Genomic DNA, 20,747 nt, shown 5'->3' with positions numbered 1-20,747 from the left:
TCGCCCCCGCCCGCTCGGTCCGGAGACGTCACGGGGTCGTGGGGACCTCGATGTCACCGTCGACGATCTGCTGCTTGTACTCGTCCAGCTGCTCGACGATGTCGTCGATGAAGCCGCCGCTGGTCGAGTAGCCCACGCCGTCGGCCGCGAGGTCGTAGGTCACCGTGCCGCCGACCTCCTCGCCGTTGACGATGTCGGACAGGTACTCGTAGACCGCCACGTTCACGTTCTTCAGCATCGACGTCATGATCGCGTCGCGCACCGACGGGTCGGCGGTGTTGTACTGGTCGGAGTCGACACCGATCGCGCGGTTGCCGGACTCGGACGCCGCCTCGAAGACGCCGCCACCCGAGCCACCGGCCGCGTGGTAGACGATGTCGGCACCCGCGTCGTACATGCCCTGGGCCGCGGTCTTGCCGCGGGCCGGGTCGGCGAAGCCGGAGAAGTCCGGCGGCTGCGTCAGGTAGGTGACGTCGATCTGGATGTCCGGGTTGACCGCCTCGGCGCCCGCGACGTAGCCCGCCTGGAACTTCTGGATGAGCGGCGTCTCGACACCACCGATGAAGCCGATGTGGTCGGTCTCGGTCTTGAGGGCCGCAGCGGCACCGACCAGGAACGAGCCCTGCTCCTCGGCGAAGACGAGGTTGGTGACGTTGTCGGCGGTGTTCGTCGAGTCGTCGATGATCGCGAACTGGACGTCCGTGTACTCCGCCGAGACCTTCTGCACGGCCGGGCCGTAGGCGAAGCCGACCGCGATGATCGGGTCGTAGCCGGCGTCGGCGAAGGTGCGCAGGCGCTCCTCGCGGGCCGACTCGGCCTCGCCGTCCTCGGCCTCCGACTCCTGCGACTGGACGTCGAACTCGTCCTTCGCCTGGTCGAGGCCCGCGGCCGCCGAGTCGTTGAAGGACTGGTCGCCGCGACCACCGACGTCGTAGGCCAGGCCCACCTTGATGTCGGAGCCGGCGCCGTCGCCGCCACCGCCGTTCGAGTTGTCGTCGCTGCTGCCGCTGTCGCCGCAACCGGCAAGGGCCAGGACACCCGCGGCAAGGACCGCGGCGAACTTCGTGCGCCTCACGAAGCCTCCTCAAGAAATATCGTGCTCGGGAGCGCCACTGGTCGGGCGCAACGCGCTCACACTAACGGCGCGGATCGGGGCGTCACGTCGATCGGGGCGTTCTCCATCGAACTGTTACCTAGCGTTGACGGCCGGCCCTGCGAGCGCCTCGAGCGCCGTCTCCGCAAGCAGCGCCGCGCCGATGGTGACGGCGCGCTCGTCGACCACGAGGTCGCCCTGGTGCAGGTCGTAGGTGCGCCCGCCGGGCGTGCGGGTCCCGAGCCGCGCGAGGGCGCCGGGGACGTGCTGCAGGTACCACCCGAAGTCCTCGCCGCCCAGGCTCTGCCGCGTCGTCGCGGCCCCGGTGGGCCCCAGCACCGTCAGCGCGGCGCGCCGCAGCGCGGCCGTGGCGGAGGCGGCGTTGACGACGGGCGGCACGCCGCGGGTGTAGTGCACGACGGCCTCGACGCCGTACGGCTCGGCGAGCAGCTGGACGGCCCGCCGCACCACGTCCTCGGCGACGGCCCAGGCCTCCGCGTCGAGCATGCGGACGGTGCCGGACATCCGGCCCTCGGCGGGGATCACGTTGGGGGCGACGCCGGCCTCGACCTGGCCCCACACGACGCTGACCCCGGCCCGCGGGTCGATGCGCCGCGACAGCACGGCGGGCAGCTCGGTGAGCAGCTTGCCGAGCGCGAAGGTCAGGTCCTCGGTGAGGTGCGGCCGCGAGGTGTGGCCGCCGCGACCGGAGAGGTGGACGACGAGGTGGTCGGCGGCGCCGGTGATCGGCCCCTCGAGCAGCCCGACCTCCCCCACGTCGAGCGACGGGTCGCAGTGGAGGGCGAACACGGCCGCCACGTCGGCCAGGGCCCCGGCGGCGATGAGCTCCAGCGCCCCGCCGGGCATGACCTCCTCCGCCGGCTGGAAGAGCAGGCGCACCCGTCCCGGCAGCGCACCCCGCTCGTGCAGCTGCTGCAGGGTGAGCGCCGCGCCGAGGAGGGCGCTGGCGTGCACGTCGTGGCCGCAGGCGTGGGCGACGCCCGGCACGGTGCTGGCCCACGCCAGCCCGGTGCGGTCCTCGAGCGGCAGCGCGTCGATGTCGCCGCGCAGCGCCACGACCGGCCCCTCGCCCTCCGTCCCGACCTCGGCCACGAGGCCCGTGGTGGTCAGGGTGCGCACGCGGATGCCCGCAGCCCGCAGCCGGTCGGCGAGCAGCTGGGTCGTGCGCGTCTCCGTCCAGGCCAGCTCGGGGTGGGCGTGGAGGTCACGGCGCACGGCCACCAGCTCGTCGGCGAGCGCGGTGAGGATCTCGGAGGTGGCGTGCACGAAGGCTGACCCTAGCGAAGGGGTGCCCGAGGGCCGCGGGCGGTGACCCCGGTCATCCGGCGCGCGGCCCGCGGGGCGAGGAAAGTGCGCCGGGCGGGGCGCCCGGCAGAAGAAAACGCGGACCGGCCCGACCGTCGGGGAAAGAGAACGCGGACCCGGTGCCGCGACACGCCGATCCCGGCGGGGGCGCGGTCCGCGTTTTCCTCCACCCGCGGCGCACTTTTCACTTCCCCGGTCCACCGCCGGTCCGCGTTCTCCTCCCCCCGCAGACCCGGTACGCCGCGGCTCACCCCGCGTCGTACGCCTCGAGCACGCGGTCGGCGGCCACGGTGGCGGGCAGGTCGCCCGCGAGCACCGAGGCGCGGATCTCGTCGCGGACGGCGCGCACGCCGGCCGAGTGGCGCAGGCGCTGCTCCAGCTCGTCGCGGACGAGGGCCCACGTGAACTCCAGCTGCTGCTCGGCGCGCTTGGCCCCGAGGCCCCCGGGGCCGAGGTGGGCCCGGTGGCCGAGGATGCGCTCCCAGAGGTCGTCGACGCCGACGTCGGTGAGGGCCGAGCAGGTGACGACGGGCGGCGCCCACTCCCCCGACGCCGCGCTCCCCCGCACCAGGCGCAGCGCGCCGGCGAGCTCGCGCGCGGCGGAGCGGGCCTCCAGCTCGCGGTCGCCGTCGGCCTTGTTCACCGCGACGACGTCCGCGATCTCGAGGATGCCCTTCTTGATGCCCTGGAGCTGGTCGCCGGTGCGCGCCAGCGTCAGGAACAGGAAGGTGTCGACCATGCCGGCGACCGTGATCTCCGACTGGCCGACGCCGACGGTCTCGACGAGCACGACGTCGTACCCGGCCGCCTCGAGCACCGCCATCGCCTGCACGGTCGCGCGGGCGACGCCGCCGAGGGTGCCGGCGGACGGCGAGGGTCGGATGTACGCACCCGGGTCGGCCGAGAGCCGCCCCATCCGCGTCTTGTCGCCGAGCACGGAGCCCCCGGTGCGCACGGACGACGGGTCGACCGCGAGCACGCCGACGCGGTGGCCCGCGGCGGTGAGCCGGGAGCCGAGCGCCTCGATGAAGGTCGACTTCCCGACGCCGGGCACACCGGAGATGCCGACACGCACCGCGCGGGACTGCACGCCCGCGTCGGGCAGCGCCGCGAGCACGGTGAGGAGCTCGCGGGCCTGGGCCCGGTGCTGCGGGCGCGAGGACTCGACGAGGGTGATCGCCCGGGCCACGGCGGCACGCCGCCCGGCCCGGACGCCCTCGACGAGGTCCTCGACGGAGGGAGCCGCCATCAGTGACCCAGCTGCTCCCGCAGCTTGGCCAGCAGGTCGAGCGCGGACTCGGCGATCACGGTGCCCGGCAGGAACACCGACGCGGCACCCATCTCGAGGAGCGTGGGGACGTCGTCCGGCGGGATGACGCCTCCGATGACGACCATGATGTCGTCACGTCCCTGCTCGGCGAGCGCCCGCTTGAGCGCCGGGAGCAGGGTGAGGTGGCCGGCAGCGAGCGAGCTGACACCCACGAGGTGGACGTCGGCGTCGACCGCCTGCTGGGCGACCTCCTCCGGGGTCGAGAACAGCGGCCCCACGTCGACGTCGAAGCCCATGTCGGCGAACGCCGAGACGATGACCTTCTGGCCGCGGTCGTGACCGTCCTGGCCCATCTTGGCGACGAGGATGCGGGGCCGCCGGCCCTCCGCCTCCTCGAACTCCTCGGTGGCGTCGACGACCTGCTGCACGAGGGAACCCCCGTCGCCGCTCTGGCCGGACTCGTCGCGGTACACGCCGGAGATCGTACGGATGACGGCCTGGTGCCGCCCGTAGACCTTCTCCAGCGCGTCGGAGATCTCGCCGACCGTGGCCTTCGCCCGGGCGGCGTCGACGGCGAGCGCGAGGAGGTTGCCGTCGAGCGAGCCCTTGGCGGGGCCACGCTCGGCGGAGTTCGTCAGTGCCTCCAGCGCGCGCCGCACGGCGTCGTCGTCGCGCTCGGCGCGCAGGCGCTCGAGCTTGGCGACCTGGCGGCGGTAGACGTCGTCGTTGTCGACCTTGAGCACGTCGAGCTTGTCCTCCGCCGCGAGGCGGAAGGTGTTGACGCCGATGACCTTCTGCGCGCCCGAGTCGATGCGGGCCTGCGTGCGGGCCGCGGCCTCCTCGATGCGCATCTTGGGGATGCCCTGCTCGATCGCCGCCGCCATGCCGCCGGCTTGCTCGGCCTCGGTGATGTGGGCCCAGGCCCGCTCGGCGAGGTCGTGGGTGAGGCGCTCGATGTAGTACGAGCCTGCCCACGGGTCGATCGTGCCGGTCGTGCCGGACTCCTGCTGCAGGAGCAGCTGCGTGTTGCGGGCGATGCGCGCCGAGAAGTCGGTCGGCAGCGCGATCGCCTCGTCGAGCGCGTTGGTGTGCAGCGACTGCGTGTGGCCCTGCGTCGCCGCCATGGCCTCGATGGCGGTGCGGCCGACGTTGTTGAACACGTCCTGCGCGGTCAGCGACCAGCCCGAGGTCTGCGAGTGCGTGCGCAGCGAGAGCGACTTCGGGTTGGTCGGGTCGAACTGCCGCACGAGCCGGGCCCACAGCGCGCGGGCCGCGCGCATCTTCGCGACCTCCATCGAGAAGTTCATCCCGATCGCCCAGAAGAAGGACAGGCGGGGCGCGAACTTGTCGATGTCGATGCCGGCCTCGAGCCCGGCGCGGATGTACTCCACGCCGTCGGCCAGGGTGTAGGCCAGCTCGAGGTCCTGCGTCGCCCCGGCCTCCTGGATGTGGTAGCCGGAGATCGAGATGGAGTTGAACCGCGGCATCCGCGCCGACGTGTAGCTGAAGATGTCGGAGATGATCCGCATCGACGGCGACGGCGGGTAGATGTAGGTGTTGCGGACCATGAACTCCTTGAGGATGTCGTTCTGGATCGTCCCCGCGAGCTGCTCCGGCTTCACCCCCTGCTCCTCCGCCGCGACGATGTAGAGCGCGAGCACGGGCAGCACCGCGCCGTTCATCGTCATCGACACCGACATCTCGTCGAGCGGGATGCCGTCGAACAGCGTGCGCGTGTCGTAGATCGAGTCGATGGCCACGCCCGCCATGCCGACGTCGCCGCGCACGCGCGGGTGGTCGGAGTCGTAGCCCCGGTGCGTCGCCAGGTCGAAGGCCACCGAGAGGCCCTTCTGGCCGGCCGCCAGGTTGCGTCGGTAGAACGCGTTCGACTCCTCGGCGGTCGAGAACCCGGCGTACTGCCGGATCGTCCACGGCTGGGTCGTGTACATCGTCGGGTAGGGCCCCCGCAGGAACGGGCTGAGGCCCGGCCACGTGTCGAGGGCGTCGAGGTCCGCGACGTCGGCAGCGTCGTACCGCGGCTTGATCGGGATGCCCTCGGGCGACTGCCACGGCTCCGGGGCGTCGTCGTCCCAGCCCATGGTCCAGTCCGGACCCCGCAGCTCCGCCCCGCGGAAGCTCTTCGGAACGCTCATGCCTGGCTCTCCTGTCCCAGCGCCGCCCGCGTGCGACCGAGGAACGCGAGCGCGTCGACCCCCATCGCGCACGCGTCGTCGGCGTAGTCCGTCTGCTTCCCCGCGATCACCACGTGCCGCGCACCGGCCGCACGCAGCGCCGCCGCCGCCTCGGCTCCCCACGCGCCGTACGTCGCGTCCGCGCCCGCGAGGACCACGACGGGCAGCGGCCCGTGCGTCCCGACGGCCGCCTCGTACGCCGCGGTCACGGCCTCCGCGTCCGCGGTGGCGCCGGCGGGCTCGACCGCCACGCCGCCCGCCGCGAGGAGGTTGGTCGCGAACGTCGCCCGCGCCGTGTGGGAGGCCACCGTCCCCAGCGTCGCGAGGAACACGGGGCGCTCGGAGGGTGCGTCCCGCAGCGCCTCGAAGCTCGCGCCGTAGGGCCGTACCGCGTCCCACTCGGCGTGCCAGTCGGCGTCGCGCACCCGCTCGGGCAGCTCCTCGGCGAGGTTCGGGAACTCCGACAGCCCGGTCAGCGGGCGCTTGCGCGTCGCCACCTGCTTCTCGCGCGCGGCCACGGTCGCGTCGACGAGCGGCGCGACGGCGGCGTCGAGGTCGTCGGCTCCGTCGAGGTCGGTGAACACCGCCCACGCCGCGACGGCGAGGTCGTCGGTGAGGCGCTCCACGGCGTAGGCACCGCCGGCGATGTCGCCGACCTTGCCCAGGTGGGCCTCGTCGATGAGGAGGTGCGAGATGTTGCGGGCCACGCGGCGACCGAGCGTCTCCGGACGCCCCAGGGGCGCGTCGAAGGGCAGGACGGTGACGGCGTCGGCCCCGCCCACGCCGGCCGCGAACGCGGCGACCGTCGTGCGCAGCATGTTGACGTAGGGGTCGAACCGGCTCGTCATGGGGCGGCTCGTCACGGCGTGCTGGCGCTGCTCCACGCCAGCCGCACCACCGACGCCGGCCTGGTCGAGGCCGCTCAGCTCGAGCACCCGCGCCCAGAGCCGGCGCGCGGCCCGGAGCTTGGCGATCGAGGCGAACTGCTCGTCCGTCACGGCGATGCGGAACTCGATCAGCCCCGCGGCCGTCGCCACGTCGAGCCCGGCCCCGCCCTCGGCCTCGGCGGCGGTGAGCACGCGGAGCGCGCGCACGCCGACGGCGAGGGCGTAGGCGAGGTCCTGCGCGTCCGAGGCACCCCGGTCGTGCACCGTGGTGGCGTCGACGACGAGGCCGAGCACGCCGGCGTCGACCGCCAGGCGGGCCACGGCGACGAGGTCCTCGGCGGGCGCCAGCGCGTCGACGCCCAGGTTGGTGCCGGGAGCGGGCGTGGTCGCCTCGAGGTGCGCCAGGAACGCCCGCGCGACGGCGACTCCGGCGCCGGGCTCCCGCGGGGCCTCGAGCACGACGGGGGCGAGGTCGAGGTAGACGCCCTTCAGGAGGGCGTCGAGGTCGGTGTCCGCGTCCACGCGCAGCCACAGCGAGGTGACGCCGCCCTCGAGGTCGACGAGGAGCGTCTCGTTGGCGTCCTTGGCCGGCACGGACCGCGCTCCCAGGTGGGCGCGGATGTCCCAGCCGCCGGTGCGCGGCGGACGCAGGGCGCCGGCCGCCAGGTGCTCGACGTCCTCGGGCCGCCCGATCGGCGGGACCGCGATCCCGTCGAGGGTCGACCGGGTCAGCTTGTCCCACACCGCCGCGTCGGGATCCTCGTCGGTCAGCCGACGGCTCTTGCGCAGCACGCGCGCCGTCTCTGCCTCCCAGTCCGCCTGGCTCCAGGCGTCCGTCTCGGGGTCGGCGAGGGCGAGTGCACCCTGGTCGGGTTGCAGCTCGGTCGGCTCGTCGAGCCCGCCTTCGACTTCGCTCATGGGCCGCAATATAGGGGAGCGTCCGCGCACCGGGACCCCGACCCCCGCCGGGGACCGAGCGATCGATCGGCGACATATCTCACACCCGCCTCGCGCCGGCACCCGTCCTGCGCTCCCCTTCCTTCACCCGCCGGCCACCTCGCGGCCACGCCGACGACGGTCGCGGGGCGCACCGTGGCGTCCGTGCGCATCGCAGTCGTGACCGAGTCCTTCTACCCCGCGACCGACGGCACCACGACGACGGTCCGCAACCTCGTGGACCGCCTCGTCGACCGCGGCCACACCGTCCGGCTGGTCGCCCCCGCGCCCGGCCTGACGTCCTACCGCGGCGTCGAGATCGTGCGGGTCCGGGCGCTGGACAAGCCGGGCCGCCAGGTGCGCGCGGCACTCGAGGGCTTCGCGCCCGACCTGGTGCACGTCACGTCCTCCCTGGAGCTCGGTCCGACGATCGGCCGGAAGGCGCTCAAGCACGCGCGTCGGCTCGGCGTGCCGACGGTCGTCGTGCAGCAGACGCCCGTCAGCGACCTGGCGGCACCGCTGTGGCAGGCGAAGGTGGCCGAGCGGGCCGACCGCGTGCTCGTCACCGCGCGCTGGATGCAGGAGCGGCTCGCCGCGCTCGACGTCGACGCGGCGCTCTGGTCGCCGGGGGTCGACACCGCCGCCTTCTCCCCCGCCCTCCGCGACGCGTGGCTGCATTCCTCGTGGGCGCGCGCACGCGCGCGAGGCGGACCGCGGGTCGTGGTCGGGTACGTCGGCGCACTGGAGAAGGATCACGGCGTACGCCGCCTGCCGGCCCTCGCCGGACTGCCGGGCGTCCGGCTCGTCGTCATCGGCCAGGGATCGCAGCACGACTGGCTGGCGCACCGGATCACCGGCGTCGCCGGGCCCGGCGGCAAGCTGGCCGGGCCCCTGGCAGCGGGGGACCTCGCGACCGCGGTGGCCTCGTTGGACGTGCTCGTCCACCCCGGGGGGCAGCTCACCTGCGCCCACGCCCTGCGCGAGGCGGGCGCCTCCGGCGTCCCCGTGGTGGCGGCGCGCACCGGCGGCGCCCGGGACGTGGTGCACCACCTCGAGTCGGGCCTGCTGGTGGACGTGGCGGACCCGCGTGCCCTGGCCGACGCCGTGGCCGCCGTCGTCGCCGACCGCCACCGCGGTCTCCTGGGGGCCCACGGACGCGCCCTCGCCGAGCAGCGGACCTGGCGGGACGCGGTGGACGAGCTGCTCGAGGTGCACTACGGCGCGCTCGCGGCGACGTCCCCGTTGGCCGCCGCCGGCTGAGAGCACGCTGAGACGGCGCTGAGGGCGGCGGCGCCCTCCGCCACGGTTCGCGTCGGTCTGTAACCCGCCGGTAACCGGGGATATGTCACACGCAGTGAGGTTCACCTGCGTTACGACCTGACCGGACAGAGGGGTACCGTGCCGCCCGTGGCAACCCCGACTCTCGTCAAGACGCCCCGGTCGACACGCTCGACCATTGCACTGAAGCTGGTCATGGCCGTCAGCGGCCTGCTGTTCATCGCCTTCACGCTCGTGCACATGTACGGGAACCTGAAGGCGTTCTCAGGCCAGGAGAAGTTCAACGACTACGCGCACCACCTGCGCGAGCTCGGTGAGCCGATCCTCCCGTACGAGGGCTTCCTCTGGATCACGCGCGTCGGCCTGCTGGTCGCGCTCGTGGCTCACGTCACCGCCGCGGTGATCCTCGCCCGGCGCGCCGGAGCAGCCCGCCGGGACAAGTACCAGGTGAAGCGCAACGTCGCCTCCTCCCTCTCCTCGCGCACGATGCGCTGGGGCGGTGCGACGCTGCTGATCTTCATCATCTGGCACCTGATCAACTTCACGGCCGGCAAGGTCAACCCGCAGACCGGTGAGACGGGCGACGCCGCCGGCGACCCGTACTCGCTCCTGGTGGACACGTTCAGCGTCTGGTGGATGACGATCATCTACCTCGTGGCGATGCTCGCCCTGGCCTTCCACCTCCACCACGGCACCTGGAGCTCCATCCAGACCCTCGGCTACACGAACACCGCCTCGTCGCGGGCTCGTGCGAAGCAGGCCGGCTGGCTGCTCGCCATCGTGATCGCGGGCGGCTACTCGCTCGTGCCCCTGGCCGTGCTCACCGGAATCATCGAGAAGTAAGGGAGCCACGACACCATGGCTGGCAGCACCCTCCACGACGGGCTCACCCCGCTCAACGCCGCGCCCGAGCAGACCTCGGACGACGCGGCCGGCTACTACACGCTCGGCGAGAAGCTCGTCGACGCCAAGGCCCCCACCGGTCCGATCAAGGACCGCTGGACGACCCGCAAGTTCGAGAACCGCCTCGTCAACCCGGCGAACCGCCGCAAGCTCGACATCATCATCGTCGGCACGGGCCTCGCGGGCGGTGCCGCGGCCGCGACGCTGGGCGAGGCGGGCTACAACGTCAAGTCCTTCTGCTACCAGGACTCCCCGCGTCGCGCCCACTCGATCGCCGCCCAGGGCGGCATCAACGCGGCAAAGAACTACAAGGAGGACGGCGACTCGACGTTCCGCCTCTTCTACGACACGGTCAAGGGCGGCGACTACCGCGCTCGCGAGTCGAACGTCTACCGCCTCGCCGAGGTCAGCGCGAACATCATCGACCAGTGCGTCGCGCAGGGCGTCCCCTTCGCGCGTGAGTACGGCGGGCTGCTCGACAACCGCTCCTTCGGCGGCGTGCAGGTGTCCCGCACCTTCTACGCCCGCGGCCAGACGGGCCAGCAGCTGCTGCTCGGCGCCTACCAGGCGATGGAGCGCCAGGTCGCGGCCGGCACCGTGGAGCAGTTCACCCGCCACGAGATGCTCGAGGTCGTCGTCGCCGACGGTCGCGCGCGCGGCATCATCGCGCGCGACATGGTGACGGGCGCGATCGAGACGCACCTCGCCGACGTCGTCGTGCTCGCCACCGGTGGCTACGGCAACGTGTTCTACCTGTCGACCAACGCGATGGGCTCCAACGTCACGGCCGCCTGGCGCGCGCACCGCAAGGGCGCCTACATGGCGAACCCCTGCTACACGCAGATCCACCCGACCTGCATCCCCGTGACCGGCAGCCACCAGTCGAAGCTGACCCTGATGTCGGAGTCGCTCCGCAACGACGGTCGCATCTGGGTGCCGAAGAACGCCGCCGACTGCGACAAGGACCCGCGGGACATCCCCGAGGAGGACCGCGACTACTTCCTCGAGCGGATCTACCCGGCCTTCGGCAACCTGGTGCCCCGCGACATCGCCTCCCGCGCGGCGAAGTACATGTGCGACGAGGGTCGCGGCGTCGGTCCCAAGGTCAAGGAGATCGGCCCCGACGGCGAGGAGCGCCTCGTCAGCCGCGGCGTGTACCTCGACCTGGGTGCCGCCATCGAGCGCCTCGGCCGCGACAAGATCGAGGAGAAGTACGACAACCTCCTCGACATGTACGCGCGGATCACCGGCGAGGACCCGTACGAGACGCCCATGCGGATCTACCCCGCCGTCCACTACGTGATGGGCGGCCTCTGGGTCGACTACGAGCTGCAGACCTCGATCCCCGGCCTGTTCTGCACGGGCGAGGCCAACTTCTCCGACCACGGCGCGAACCGCCTCGGCGCCTCGGCCCTCATGCAGGGCCTCGCCGACGGCTACTTCGTCCTCCCGAACACCATCCGCGACTACCTCGCGGACGGTCCGTTCGAGAAGATCGCCGAGGACCACCCGGCCGTGCTCGAGGCGCGCTCCGAGGTCGAGGCCCGCATCCAGCGGTTCATGTCGGTCGACGGCACCCGCTCCGTCGAGTCCTTCCACCGCGAGCTCGGCAACATCATGTGGGAGTACTGCGGGATGGAGCGCTCCAAGGAGGGCCTCGTCAAGGCCATCGGCCTCATCCGGGACCTCAAGAAGGAGTTCTGGAGCAACGTGAAGGTGCTCGGCTCCGCCGAGTCCCTCAACCAGGACCTCGAGAAGGCCGGCCGCGTCGCCGACTTCATCGAGCTGGGCGAGCTCATGTGCATCGACGCCCTCAACCGGCGCGAGTCGTGCGGTGGACACTTCCGCGCCGAGTCGCAGACCGAGGACGGCGAGGCGCTGCGCCACGACGACGAGTTCGCGTACGTCGCGGCCTGGGAGTGGGGCGGCGAGGACGGCTCCCCCGTGCTCCACAAGGAGGACCTGATCTACACCGCCATCGAGATGAAGCAGAGGTCGTACAAGTGAAGCTCACCCTCAAGATCTGGCGCCAGGCCAACGCCTCGGCCGAGGGCGCGGTGCACACCTACGAGCTCGACGGCGTCTCGCAGGACATGTCCTTCCTCGAGATGCTCGACCTGCTCAACGAGCAGCTGCTCACCACGGGCGAGGAGCCGGTCGCGTTCGACTCGGACTGCCGTGAGGGCATCTGCGGCACCTGCTCGCTGATGATCAACGGCCAGGCCCACGGCCCGGAGGTCACGACGACCTGCCAGCTGCACATGCGGTCGTTCAAGGACGGCGACACCATCACGATCGAGCCCTGGCGCGCGGACTCGTTCCCCGTCGTCAAGGACCTCATCGTCGACCGCTCGGCGTTCGACCGCATCATCCAGTCCGGCGGCTTCATCTCCGCCAACACGGGCTCCGCGCCCGAGGCCAACTCGGTGCCGGCCCCGCGCGACAAGGCGCAGCGTGCCTTCAACGTGGCCACCTGCATCGGCTGCGGCGCGTGCGTCGCGGCGTGCCCCAACGGGTCCGCCTCGCTGTTCCTCGGCGCGAAGATCACCCACCTCGGCGAGCTGCCGCAGGGCCAGCCGGAGCGCTACGGCCGCGTGACGTCGATGGTGGCCCAGCACGACCACGAGGGCTTCGGCGGGTGCACGAACATCGGCGAGTGCGCCGCTGCGTGCCCCAAGGAGATCCCGCTCGACGTGATCAGCCAGCTCAACAAGGACCTGCGGACCGCGATGTTCAAGGGCTTCTGAGCCGCACCTGCCGCTGACGCCACCGGCCGCCATCCCCTCGGGGGTGGCGGCCGGTGGCACATGGTCACGGTGGATCACGAAGAGGTCACGGAACGGTCACGGCGACCGGGGCTCCCCTCGGCGGGTCACTCGGAGCGCGTCGCGCGGAGCGCCTTCCAGCCCAGCCGACCCAGCACGCCGGCGATCACGAAGTTGACCACGATCAGCACGATGTGGGCCACCCAGTAGCCCGTCGCGCGCTCCTCCCCCGCGTCGTACGTCTGGTAGAGGTTCTTCGCGAAGTTGCCGAAGGTCACCACGTTCCAGACCGCCACCGCGAGCAGGAGGACGGCGTGCTTGCGCTCGAGCTTCACGAACGCCATGGTCCCACGAGGCCCGCCCGCGGCGTACGGGGGGTCAGCCTCGTCGGAAGAGCCAGCCGAAGCCCACGACGGTGGCCGCACCGAGCGCGAACGACCGGGCCGCGGCCTGGTTCACCGTGATCTCCTCGTCCGCGGGCTTGTCGAGGTCGACCCGCAACGCGGCGAGGCGCGCCTCCTCCTCGGCGGCCGCCAGCTCGCGCCGCAGACGGGCCGACGTCGACGTGTGGGCCCAGGACGCGGCGTACATGACGACGCGTGAGAAGTAGTTGATCCACACCAGCAGGATGAGCGCGATGCCGAACGCCTGGAACGCGGGCTGGCCCTTGGTCGAGCCGAGCAGCAGTCCGGCCACCTGCTTGAGCACCTCGAAGCCGACCGCGCCGAGCAGGGCGCCCTTCCACAGGTCGATGCGCGGGATGTCGGGCGCGGCCAGCAGGCGGAACATCACGGTGAAGAGCACCGAGCTCGCCAGGATGCCCACGACGACCGTCAGGATGCGCAGCAGCCAGGCGAGCTCGTCGCCGAGGCCGACCAAGGCCAGCACGTCCGCGGAGAAGGCGTTGAGGCCCGACGAGATCGCGACGCTCGTGAACAGCACGGCACCGATCGAGCCCAGCGCGGCGAGGTCGCGCAGCTTGCCCTTGACGAAGCTGGGCTGCTCGTCGGCGGGCTCGTCGAAGACCACCAGCAGCGACTCCCGCATGCCGGAGAGCCAGCCGAGCCCGGAGTAGAGCACGCCGACGAGGCCGATGAGTCCGGCGGTGCTCGCCGCGGACTCGAAGTCGTCGATCGAGATCTCGCCCTCCCCCGAGCCGATCATCCCGGGGAAGATGCTGGTGATGGCGTCCACGAGCTGCTGCTGGGCGTCGGGGTACACCTTCGCGATCCACCCGATGACGAAGAACGCGAGCGCCAGCAGCGGGAAGAACGACAGGAAGCCGAAGAACGTGACCGCGCCGGCCTGGGTGTTGCCCTTCACGGCACCGTAGTGCTGCTGCATGCGCACCGTGTGGTCCAACCAGGGTCGCGCCGTCCGCTGCTCCGCGAACCAGACCTTCGCTCGTTCCACCGCACCAGCCACGTCGTGCCCTCCTCGTCCTCGGGTCACCCGGCAGCAGGTTGCAGGGGGAAGTCGTCGGTGCGGCGCCACCCCGCCACGTCGTCGTGGACGTAGAGGTGGAAGCGGTCGACCTCGAAGGCGCAGTCGAACTCGGCGAGCTCCGTGAAGGCGCGGTCGAGCAGGTCGTCGCCGAGGTGGTGGGCCACCGTCACGTGCGGGTGGTAGGGGAAGTCGAGCTCCACCTCGAGCGGCCCCTTGCGGAGGTCGTCGGCGAGCTGCTCCGACTCCCCGATGCCCTGGGCGACGGTCACGAAGACGACCGGCGAGATCGGCCGGAAGGTGCCCGTCCCCCGCAGGTGCATGCGGAACGCCGTGTGCTTGCCCGCCGCCAGGTCGAGGTGCTCGCGCACCGCGTGCAGCTCGGGCTCCGGCACCTCCGTCGGCGGGATCAACGTGATGTGCGTCGGGATGAGGTCCGCCGTGGCGTCGCCGAGCGACCGCCGATAGCTCTGCAGCTGCTCCGCCCAGGGCTCCGGGAGGGCCAGGGCGACTCCGATCGTGGGCACGCGCTCGACCCTAGCCCAGCGGGCGAACGAAGCCGACGCGGTCGTAGACGTCCGCGAGCGTGCGGTCGGCGACGGCCCGGGCGCGGGCGGCGCCGGAGGCGAGCACCTCGTCGAGCGCCGAGCGGTCCTCGAGGAGCTCCAGCGCGCGGTCCCGCAGCGGGGTCACGAACCCGACCACCACGTCGGCGAGGTCGCCCTTGAGGTCGCCGTAGCCGCGCCCCGCGTAGTCCCCGGCGATCTCCTCGGCCGGACGACCGGTGAGCGCGGCGAAGATCGACAGCAGGTTGGACACCCCCGGCTTGCCCTCGGGGTCGAACGCGACGACGGCCTCGGAGTCCGTGACGGCGGAGCGGATCTTCTTGGCGCTCACCTTGGGGTCGTCGAGGAGGTCGATGATCCCCGCCGGGGACGACGCGGACTTCGACATCTTCGCGGTCGGGTTCTGCAGGTCGTAGATCTTCGCCGTCTCCTTGAGGATGTACGGCTCCGGCAGACGGAAGGTCTTCTTGTAGCGCGTGTTGAACCGGTGGGCGAGGTCGCGGGTCAGCTCGAGGTGCTGGCGCTGGTCCTCGCCGACCGGGACGTAGGCGGGGCGGTAGAGCAGGATGTCCGCCGCCTGCAGGATCGGGTAGGTGAAGAGGCCGACGCTGGAGGCGCCCTCGCCCCCCTTCGCCGACTTGTCCTTGAACTGCGTCATGCGCCGCGCCTCGCCGAACGCGGTGATGCAGTTGAGCACCCAGGCCAGCTGCGCGTGGGCGGGCACGTGGGACTGCACGAAGATCGCCGAGCGCTCGGGGTCGACGCCCATCGCCAGGAGCTGCGCGGCGGAGCGGTAGGTGCGCTCGCGGAGCACCTTCGGGTCCTGCTCGACGGTGATCGCGTGCTGGTCGACGACCATGTAGAACGGCTCGTGCTCGTCCTGCAGGCTCACCCACTGTCGCAGCGCACCGAGGTAGTTGCCGAAGTGGAACGAGTCGGCCGTGGGTTGGATCCCGGAGAGGACCCGCTGCCGCGGCGCACCCGTCGGTGCGGAGGAAGCCTGCTCGGACATGGTCCGGATTCTTCCAGGCCGCCCGCCCGTCCCCGCGGACGGGTCCGGCGGGTGGTCGGCGGGGTCAGACCGCGGCGGCGCCAGCGGACGCGGTACGGCGCTGGGCGGCCAGGGACACCAGGAAGAGCACCAGACCGGCGGTGGCCAGGCCGGCGCCGACGATGCTGGGCGCCCGGTAGCCGTAGCCCGCGTCGATGACGACCGCACCGAGGAGGGCTCCCAGGCCGTTCGCGATGTTGAGGGCCGAGTGGTTGAGCGCGGCGCCCAGCATCTGCGCGTCGCCGGCCGACTGCATGAGCCGCACCTGCAGCGTGATCGCGAGGACCGAGCCGAGCAGGCCGACCGTGAAGACGATCACGCCGACCGCCACGGGGCTCCCCGCCAGCGGCACGACCAGGGCGAGCGCGGCCACCGACACCAGGAACCCACCCACCACGGAGCGCTCGATGTTCCAGTCGGCCAGCGTCCCGCCGAGCCACGAGCCCAGCACCGAGCCCACCCCGAACACGAACAAGAACCACGGCACGGCGCTCTTCGCGAGGCCCGTCTCGTCGGTCAGGAGCGGCGCCACGTAGCTGTACATCGCGAAGATGCCGCCGAACCCGATCATGCCGGTGCCGAACGCGAACAGCACCGGCGGCCGGCGCAGGGCGGCGAGCTCGCGCCGTACGGTCGCCGTGCGGTCCCCGGGGGTGTGGGGAACGGCGAGGAGCACCAGCAGGGCGGCGAGGACACCGACGCCGACGACCATCCAGTACGCCGAGCGCCAGCCCACCTCCTGACCCAGCCAGGTGGAGGCGGGGACACCGGCGACCGTGCCGACCGACAGACCCACCATGACGCCGCTGATCGCACGTCCCTGGGCCTCGGGCCGCACGAGGGACGCAGCGATGAGCGAGGCCACGCCGAAGTAGGCGCCGTGGGGCAGACCGGCGACGAAGCGGGCCAGCATGACGGGGAGGTAGCCGCTCGCGAGCGCCGTGGCGGCGCTGCCGAGGGCCACCGCCAGCATCAGCGCCACCGCGAGCTCGCGCCGCGGCAGGCGCGCGCCCAGCGACACGATGAGAGGAGCACCGACGACGACACCCAGGGCGTACGCCGTGATGATGTGCCCCGTCGTCGGGATCGACTCGTCGATGCCGCGGGCGATGTCGGGCAGCAGCCCCATCGTCACGAACTCCGTGGTGCCGATCGCGAAGCTGCCGAGGGCGAGCGCGACGATCGCCAGCGCCACCCGGGCGCCGGAGAGACGGGGGCCGGTCGGCTCGGCGACGGGAGGCGGCACGGCGCCGTCGGTCGGGGGCACGGAGGTCGAGGTCGTCATCGGCACTCATTCTCCAACGGCATGCCTCGTCGGACGCATTCCTCGCGCACGCCGTGACCCGGGCAACACGGCGCGGACCCCGAACCGCGGGACGTCGTGCGAGGGGGCGCCCCCGGCCGCCGGGTCGCATGACGTCCCGACAGGGGTGAGCCGCTCAGCCGGGTCCGTCAGCCGGCGAGGTGGCCCCAGGCGGGGGCGAGGTCGCTCCACGGACCCGCCGCCGCCACGCGGCCGTCGACGAGCACGACCACCTGGTCGGCCCGGGCCAGTGCCGCCCGCTTCGAGGTGGCGCCCAGCACCGTCGTGCCGCGCTCGCGCAGCGCCTGCCACAGCTCGAGCTCCGTCGTCGCGTCCAGCGCGCTCGACACGTCGTCGGCCACGAGCAGGTCGGCCTCGGTCGCCAGGGCCCGGGCGAGCGCCACGCGCTGCACCTGTCCCCCGGACAGGCGCACGCCCCGGTGCCCGACGAGGGCGTCGAGCCCGCCGGCGGCCTCCAGGTCGCGCTCCAGGCGCGCCGTGCGCGCCGCGACGCCGATCTCGCGGGGGTGGTCGAGGCGCAGGTTGTCCGCGAAGGTGCCGGAGAGCACCCGCGGCACCTGCGCCACGTAGGCCACCCGTGACGGCCGCAGGAACGTCTCGGCGTCGGCGACGGGCCCGTCGTTCCACCGCAGGTCGCCCCGGTGCGCGACCAGGCCGGCCACCGCACCGAGGAGACTCGACTTGCCCGAGCCGACCTGGCCGAGGAGCAGCACGAGCTCCCCGCGGCGTACGTCGAGGTCCACGCCCTCGACGCCGATGGTGCCGTCGTCGTGCACGGCCGTGAGGCCGCGCAGGTGCAGCGCCTCGAGGGGCTCGCCGGGCTCGGGCGCCGCCGGTGCCGGAGCCGTGCCCGCCACCAGGTCGACGCCGGGAGGCAGCCGCGTCAGGTCGCGGCCCCCCGCGAAGGTCGCGGTGGCCCGCTGCCACGCGCGGGTGCCCGGCGCCTCGGTGATGACCCAGCCGACGACGAGGCCGAAGTAGTCGAACCCGGTGACCGCCGCGGCGACGAGCAGTGCCGTCGCGAGGTCCCAACCGCCGGCGAGGTAGACGCCCCACGCCGTCACGACGCCGAGCTGCACGATCACGAGCGGCACGCCGTCGAGGGCGGCCTGCACCCGGTGCTCCCGCACCGCCGCGTCGACCCGCCCCGCGTCGACCCGGCGCAGGTGGGCGCGCACGTCGTCCGTGGCGGCAGCCAGCTTGACCGTGCGGGCCGCGTCGAGCACCGACACCAGCGCGCGGCCGAAGCCGGCCCGCGCCGTGGCGGCGGTGGCCGCCGAGCGACCGGCGACGGGACGGCCCAGCGCGGACGCCGCGGCGGCGCCCAGCATCACGGCGAGCAGCACCCCACCGGCCAGGAGGCTGCCGCCGAGGACCGTCGTCACCACGACGATGAGCGCGGCGTTGGTGAAGTCGACCCACCGGTCGGCGTAGCGCGCGAACCGGTCCGCGTCCATCGCACGCGCCGCGATCTCACCGGGTGGGTCGCTCGGCAGCCGACGCTGGTCGGTCTGGGCGACCAGCACGTTCGTGCGGACCCGCAGGAGGATCTCGATCCACCACCGCGGGTAGCGCCGCATGGCCTCGTTGAGGAGCACGGGACCGAGCAGGAGGCTGACGACCAGCCCGACGAGCAGGGCCACGGCGACCTCGCCCCCGGCGACCTGCTGCACGATGCGCCCCCAGAGGAACGCCGACACGGCGCCGAAGGCACCGGCCAGCGCCGAGACCAGGAAGAGCGCCGTGGCGAACAGGCCCCACCAGGGGCGCACCAGCAGTGCGTTCCAGATCCCCCGGGCCAGGCTCGGACCGTGGCCGGGGTCGCGGCTCGGCGGGGGTTCGCCGCGACGACGGACCGCGCCGATCCCCGCGGGGCCCGGGGTCGCCGCGGTCGGACCCTCGGGGACCGGACCGCCCTCGGCCTCGTCCACCTCCTCCGCCGCGTCGAGCAGGTCGCGGAACGGGCCGGGGCGCTGGGCGAGGACGCCCCGCGCGCCCTGCTGCACCACGCGTCCGTCGGAGAGCACGGCGACGCGCGACGCCCGCTCCGTCGTCGAGAGCCGGTGGGCGACGAGCAGGCCCGTGCGGCCACGCAGGAGCCGGTCGGCCGCCCGCACGACGAGCATCTCGGTGCGGGGGTCCATGCGCGCGGTCGCCTCGTCGAGCACGACGACCTGGACGTCCCGGACCAGGAGCCGCGCGAAGGCCACCAGCTGCTCCTCGCCCGCCGAGAGCGTCGTGCCACCCGGCCCGAGGCGGGTGTCCAGGCCGTGCTCGAGACCCGCCACCCAGGGACCGAGGCCGAGGGCGGCGACGGCGGCCTCGACGGCCCCCGGCGCGACGTCCCCGAAGAGGGCGATGTTCTCCGCCAGGGTGCCGGCGACGATCTCGGTGCGCTGCGTGACGACGCCGACCCTGCGCCGCAGCGCCTGCAGGTCGAGGTCGCGGACGTCCGCGTCGCCCAGGAGCACGCTCCCCCGCGGCGGCTCCTGGGCGCGGGAGACCAGGGCCGCCAGCGTCGACTTGCCCGACCCCGAGCGCCCGACGAGGGCCAGGGTCTCGCCGGCCGGCACGACGAGGTCGTCGACGACGAGGCGGAAGGTGCCCTCGGCGTACGCGAAGTCCAGGCCCCTGAAGCGCACCTCCACGGCCCCCTCCGGGACGGGGGCGCCGTCCGTGGGCTCACGCTCGGCCTCGTGGAGCTGGCGCAGGCGCACCAGCGCGCCGAGGCCGGCCTGCAGGTCGGGCAGGTGGCGGGCCATCTCCTCGACCTGGCCCACGAAGAGCGTCGTGACGAGGAAGAGGGTGACGAGGCGGGCGACCGTGAGGTCGTCGTGGAGAACCAGCGCGACCCCGACCACCCCGACCGCGGCGAGCAGGCCGTGGAGCAGCAGCCCGGTGCGGTAGGTGACCTGGATCTGACGCTGCACGACCGAGCGCAGGCGCTGGTGCACGACCGACGCGAGCTCGCTCGCGCGGCGCAGCACGTAGGCCTGGCCGAGCGAGGTGCGCAGGTCGTCACGCGCTGCGATGCCCTCCTCGAAGGCCGTCGCGTGGTCGGTCCACGCGACCTCCTCGACGATCTTGCGCCGGGTGAGGTCGGGCAGGAGGGACCGGACGGCCCACCACACGACCACGGCCATCACCGGGAACAGCAGCCAGGCGGGCCACCACGTGACACCCGCGACGATCCACATGGGCAGGGCCGCGAACACGGTGCGCAGCGCGCTCCACACCTGCCGTCGAGCGAGCGTGCCGACGTCGTGGGTGTCGTCGTCGACCCGGTCGAGGATCTCGCCGACCCCCTGCTCGCCGAGGGCGGCGAGCGGCTGGTCCAGCGCCGCGTCGAGGAGGTCGTCGCGCAGGCGCCCCTCGGCCCGGTCGACGACCCCTGCCCAGACGACCCGCCCCACGGCGTCCACGACGGCACCGCCGACCACGCAGGCGGCCAGCACGCCGACGAGGGTGCCGGACGGACCGGCCGCCAGGCGACCGGCGACCACCGTCCCGAGCGTCTCACCGATCGCGCCGAGGAACGAGAGCACGAGCGCGACCGTGGCCGCCGGCCCGCGCAGGCGTCGCCAGTCGATCCGCTGCCGGCCCGTCGCGGCGGCACGCGACGTGCGCTCCGCCGCCTCGAGGGCGCGGTCGGTGGGAGGGTCCGAGATGGTGGGGGTGCGGCTCATGGCGAGGCACCACGCTAGGCGCACCCA

15 protein-coding genes are annotated in these 20,747 nt (G+C 73.0%); 4 read left to right on the top strand and 11 right to left on the bottom strand.

Annotated elements, in window-relative coordinates:
* Nucleotides 1–28: 28 nt before the first annotated feature.
* The 5 genes from G3T38_RS12175 to G3T38_RS12155 all read right to left on the bottom strand — a co-directional run bounded on the left by G3T38_RS12175 (nucleotide 29) and on the right by G3T38_RS12155 (nucleotide 7,686).
* Entirely contained in the window at nucleotides 29–1,075 is a 1,047-nt protein-coding gene (locus G3T38_RS12175; protein ID WP_163772562.1) for a BMP family ABC transporter substrate-binding protein, read from the bottom strand.
* Between the two features lie 114 nt (nucleotides 1,076–1,189).
* Nucleotides 1,190–2,380 carry an amidohydrolase gene (locus tag G3T38_RS12170; RefSeq protein ID WP_163772561.1) on the bottom strand — a complete coding sequence of 397 codons (1,191 nt, stop codon included), beginning with the start codon at nucleotides 2,378–2,380 and terminating at the stop codon, nucleotides 1,190–1,192.
* Between the two features lie 286 nt (nucleotides 2,381–2,666).
* Nucleotides 2,667–3,668, bottom strand: a complete 1,002-nt coding sequence (gene meaB, locus G3T38_RS12165; RefSeq protein ID WP_163772560.1) for a methylmalonyl Co-A mutase-associated GTPase MeaB — start codon at nucleotides 3,666–3,668, stop codon at nucleotides 2,667–2,669.
* Nucleotides 3,668–5,788 (bottom strand): methylmalonyl-CoA mutase, encoded by a 2,121-nt coding sequence (gene scpA, locus G3T38_RS12160; protein WP_338037615.1) that lies wholly within the window; start codon nucleotides 5,786–5,788, stop codon nucleotides 3,668–3,670. The genes meaB and scpA overlap by 1 nt, the downstream gene beginning before the upstream one ends.
* Before the next feature lie 50 nt (nucleotides 5,789–5,838).
* Complete coding sequence (locus tag G3T38_RS12155; protein ID WP_163772558.1) at nucleotides 5,839–7,686, bottom strand: methylmalonyl-CoA mutase family protein; 1,848 nt, start codon at nucleotides 7,684–7,686, stop codon at nucleotides 5,839–5,841.
* Between the two features lie 183 nt (nucleotides 7,687–7,869).
* Between G3T38_RS12155 and G3T38_RS12150 the strand changes: the two genes are divergently transcribed.
* The 4 genes from G3T38_RS12150 (at nucleotide 7,870) to G3T38_RS12135 (ending at nucleotide 12,632) form a co-directional block, all read left to right on the top strand.
* The gene (locus tag G3T38_RS12150; RefSeq protein WP_163772557.1) at nucleotides 7,870–8,964 is read left to right on the top strand and encodes a glycosyltransferase; all 1,095 of its coding nucleotides are present in this window, start codon (nucleotides 7,870–7,872) and stop codon (nucleotides 8,962–8,964) included.
* A gap of 147 nt (nucleotides 8,965–9,111) precedes the next feature.
* Nucleotides 9,112–9,825 carry a succinate dehydrogenase cytochrome b subunit gene (locus G3T38_RS12145; RefSeq protein ID WP_163772556.1) on the top strand — a complete coding sequence of 238 codons (714 nt, stop codon included), beginning with the start codon at nucleotides 9,112–9,114 and terminating at the stop codon, nucleotides 9,823–9,825.
* 15 nt (nucleotides 9,826–9,840) lie between these two features.
* A complete protein-coding gene (locus G3T38_RS12140; RefSeq protein WP_163772555.1) occupies nucleotides 9,841–11,892 on the top strand; it encodes a fumarate reductase/succinate dehydrogenase flavoprotein subunit in 2,052 nt (683 codons plus the stop codon).
* A complete protein-coding gene (locus G3T38_RS12135) occupies nucleotides 11,889–12,632 on the top strand; it encodes a succinate dehydrogenase/fumarate reductase iron-sulfur subunit (protein ID WP_163772554.1) in 744 nt (247 codons plus the stop codon). The genes G3T38_RS12140 and G3T38_RS12135 overlap by 4 nt, the downstream gene beginning before the upstream one ends.
* A 125-nt stretch (nucleotides 12,633–12,757) precedes the next feature.
* Here G3T38_RS12135 and G3T38_RS12130 read toward each other — a convergent pair whose 3' ends face one another.
* The 6 genes from G3T38_RS12130 to G3T38_RS12105 all read right to left on the bottom strand — a co-directional run bounded on the left by G3T38_RS12130 (nucleotide 12,758) and on the right by G3T38_RS12105 (nucleotide 20,720).
* A complete protein-coding gene (locus G3T38_RS12130; protein WP_163772553.1) occupies nucleotides 12,758–12,985 on the bottom strand; it encodes an SCO4848 family membrane protein in 228 nt (75 codons plus the stop codon).
* 43 nt (nucleotides 12,986–13,028) lie between these two features.
* Nucleotides 13,029–14,075 carry a YhjD/YihY/BrkB family envelope integrity protein gene (locus G3T38_RS12125; RefSeq protein ID WP_163772552.1) on the bottom strand — a complete coding sequence of 349 codons (1,047 nt, stop codon included), beginning with the start codon at nucleotides 14,073–14,075 and terminating at the stop codon, nucleotides 13,029–13,031.
* 23 nt (nucleotides 14,076–14,098) lie between these two features.
* On the bottom strand, nucleotides 14,099–14,620 hold the full coding sequence (locus G3T38_RS12120) for a 2'-5' RNA ligase family protein (protein ID WP_163772551.1): 522 nt from the start codon (nucleotides 14,618–14,620) through the stop codon (nucleotides 14,099–14,101).
* Nucleotides 14,621–14,630: 10 nt separating this feature from the next.
* Complete coding sequence (gene trpS, locus G3T38_RS12115; RefSeq protein WP_163772550.1) at nucleotides 14,631–15,671, bottom strand: tryptophan--tRNA ligase; 1,041 nt, start codon at nucleotides 15,669–15,671, stop codon at nucleotides 14,631–14,633.
* Nucleotides 15,672–15,735: 64 nt separating this feature from the next.
* Nucleotides 15,736–16,995 (bottom strand): MFS transporter, encoded by a 1,260-nt coding sequence (locus G3T38_RS12110; RefSeq protein WP_163772549.1) that lies wholly within the window; start codon nucleotides 16,993–16,995, stop codon nucleotides 15,736–15,738.
* Between the two features lie 167 nt (nucleotides 16,996–17,162).
* On the bottom strand, nucleotides 17,163–20,720 hold the full coding sequence (locus G3T38_RS12105; protein ID WP_163772548.1) for an ABC transporter ATP-binding protein: 3,558 nt from the start codon (nucleotides 20,718–20,720) through the stop codon (nucleotides 17,163–17,165).
* Nucleotides 20,721–20,747: the final 27 nt, after the last annotated feature.

The sequence above is a fragment of the Nocardioides zeae genome, assembly GCF_010686755.1.
GTDB lineage: Bacteria > Actinomycetota > Actinomycetes > Propionibacteriales > Nocardioidaceae > Nocardioides > Nocardioides zeae.
This window is presented reverse-complemented; position numbering and strand designations above follow the sequence as displayed.

Coding starts and splice junctions, on each gene's coding strand:
- meaB (WP_163772560.1), bottom strand. CDS start 3,668: ATGGCGGCTCCCTCCGTCGAGGACCTCGTCGAGGGCGTCCGGGCCGGG.
- scpA (WP_338037615.1), bottom strand. CDS start 5,788: ATGGGCTGGGACGACGACGCCCCGGAGCCGTGGCAGTCGCCCGAGGGC.
- G3T38_RS12155 (WP_163772558.1), bottom strand. CDS start 7,686: ATGAGCGAAGTCGAAGGCGGGCTCGACGAGCCGACCGAGCTGCAACCC.
- G3T38_RS12140 (WP_163772555.1), top strand. CDS start 9,841: ATGGCTGGCAGCACCCTCCACGACGGGCTCACCCCGCTCAACGCCGCG.
- trpS (WP_163772550.1), bottom strand. CDS start 15,671: ATGTCCGAGCAGGCTTCCTCCGCACCGACGGGTGCGCCGCGGCAGCGG.
- G3T38_RS12110 (WP_163772549.1), bottom strand. CDS start 16,995: ATGACGACCTCGACCTCCGTGCCCCCGACCGACGGCGCCGTGCCGCCT.
- G3T38_RS12105 (WP_163772548.1), bottom strand. CDS start 20,720: ATGAGCCGCACCCCCACCATCTCGGACCCTCCCACCGACCGCGCCCTC.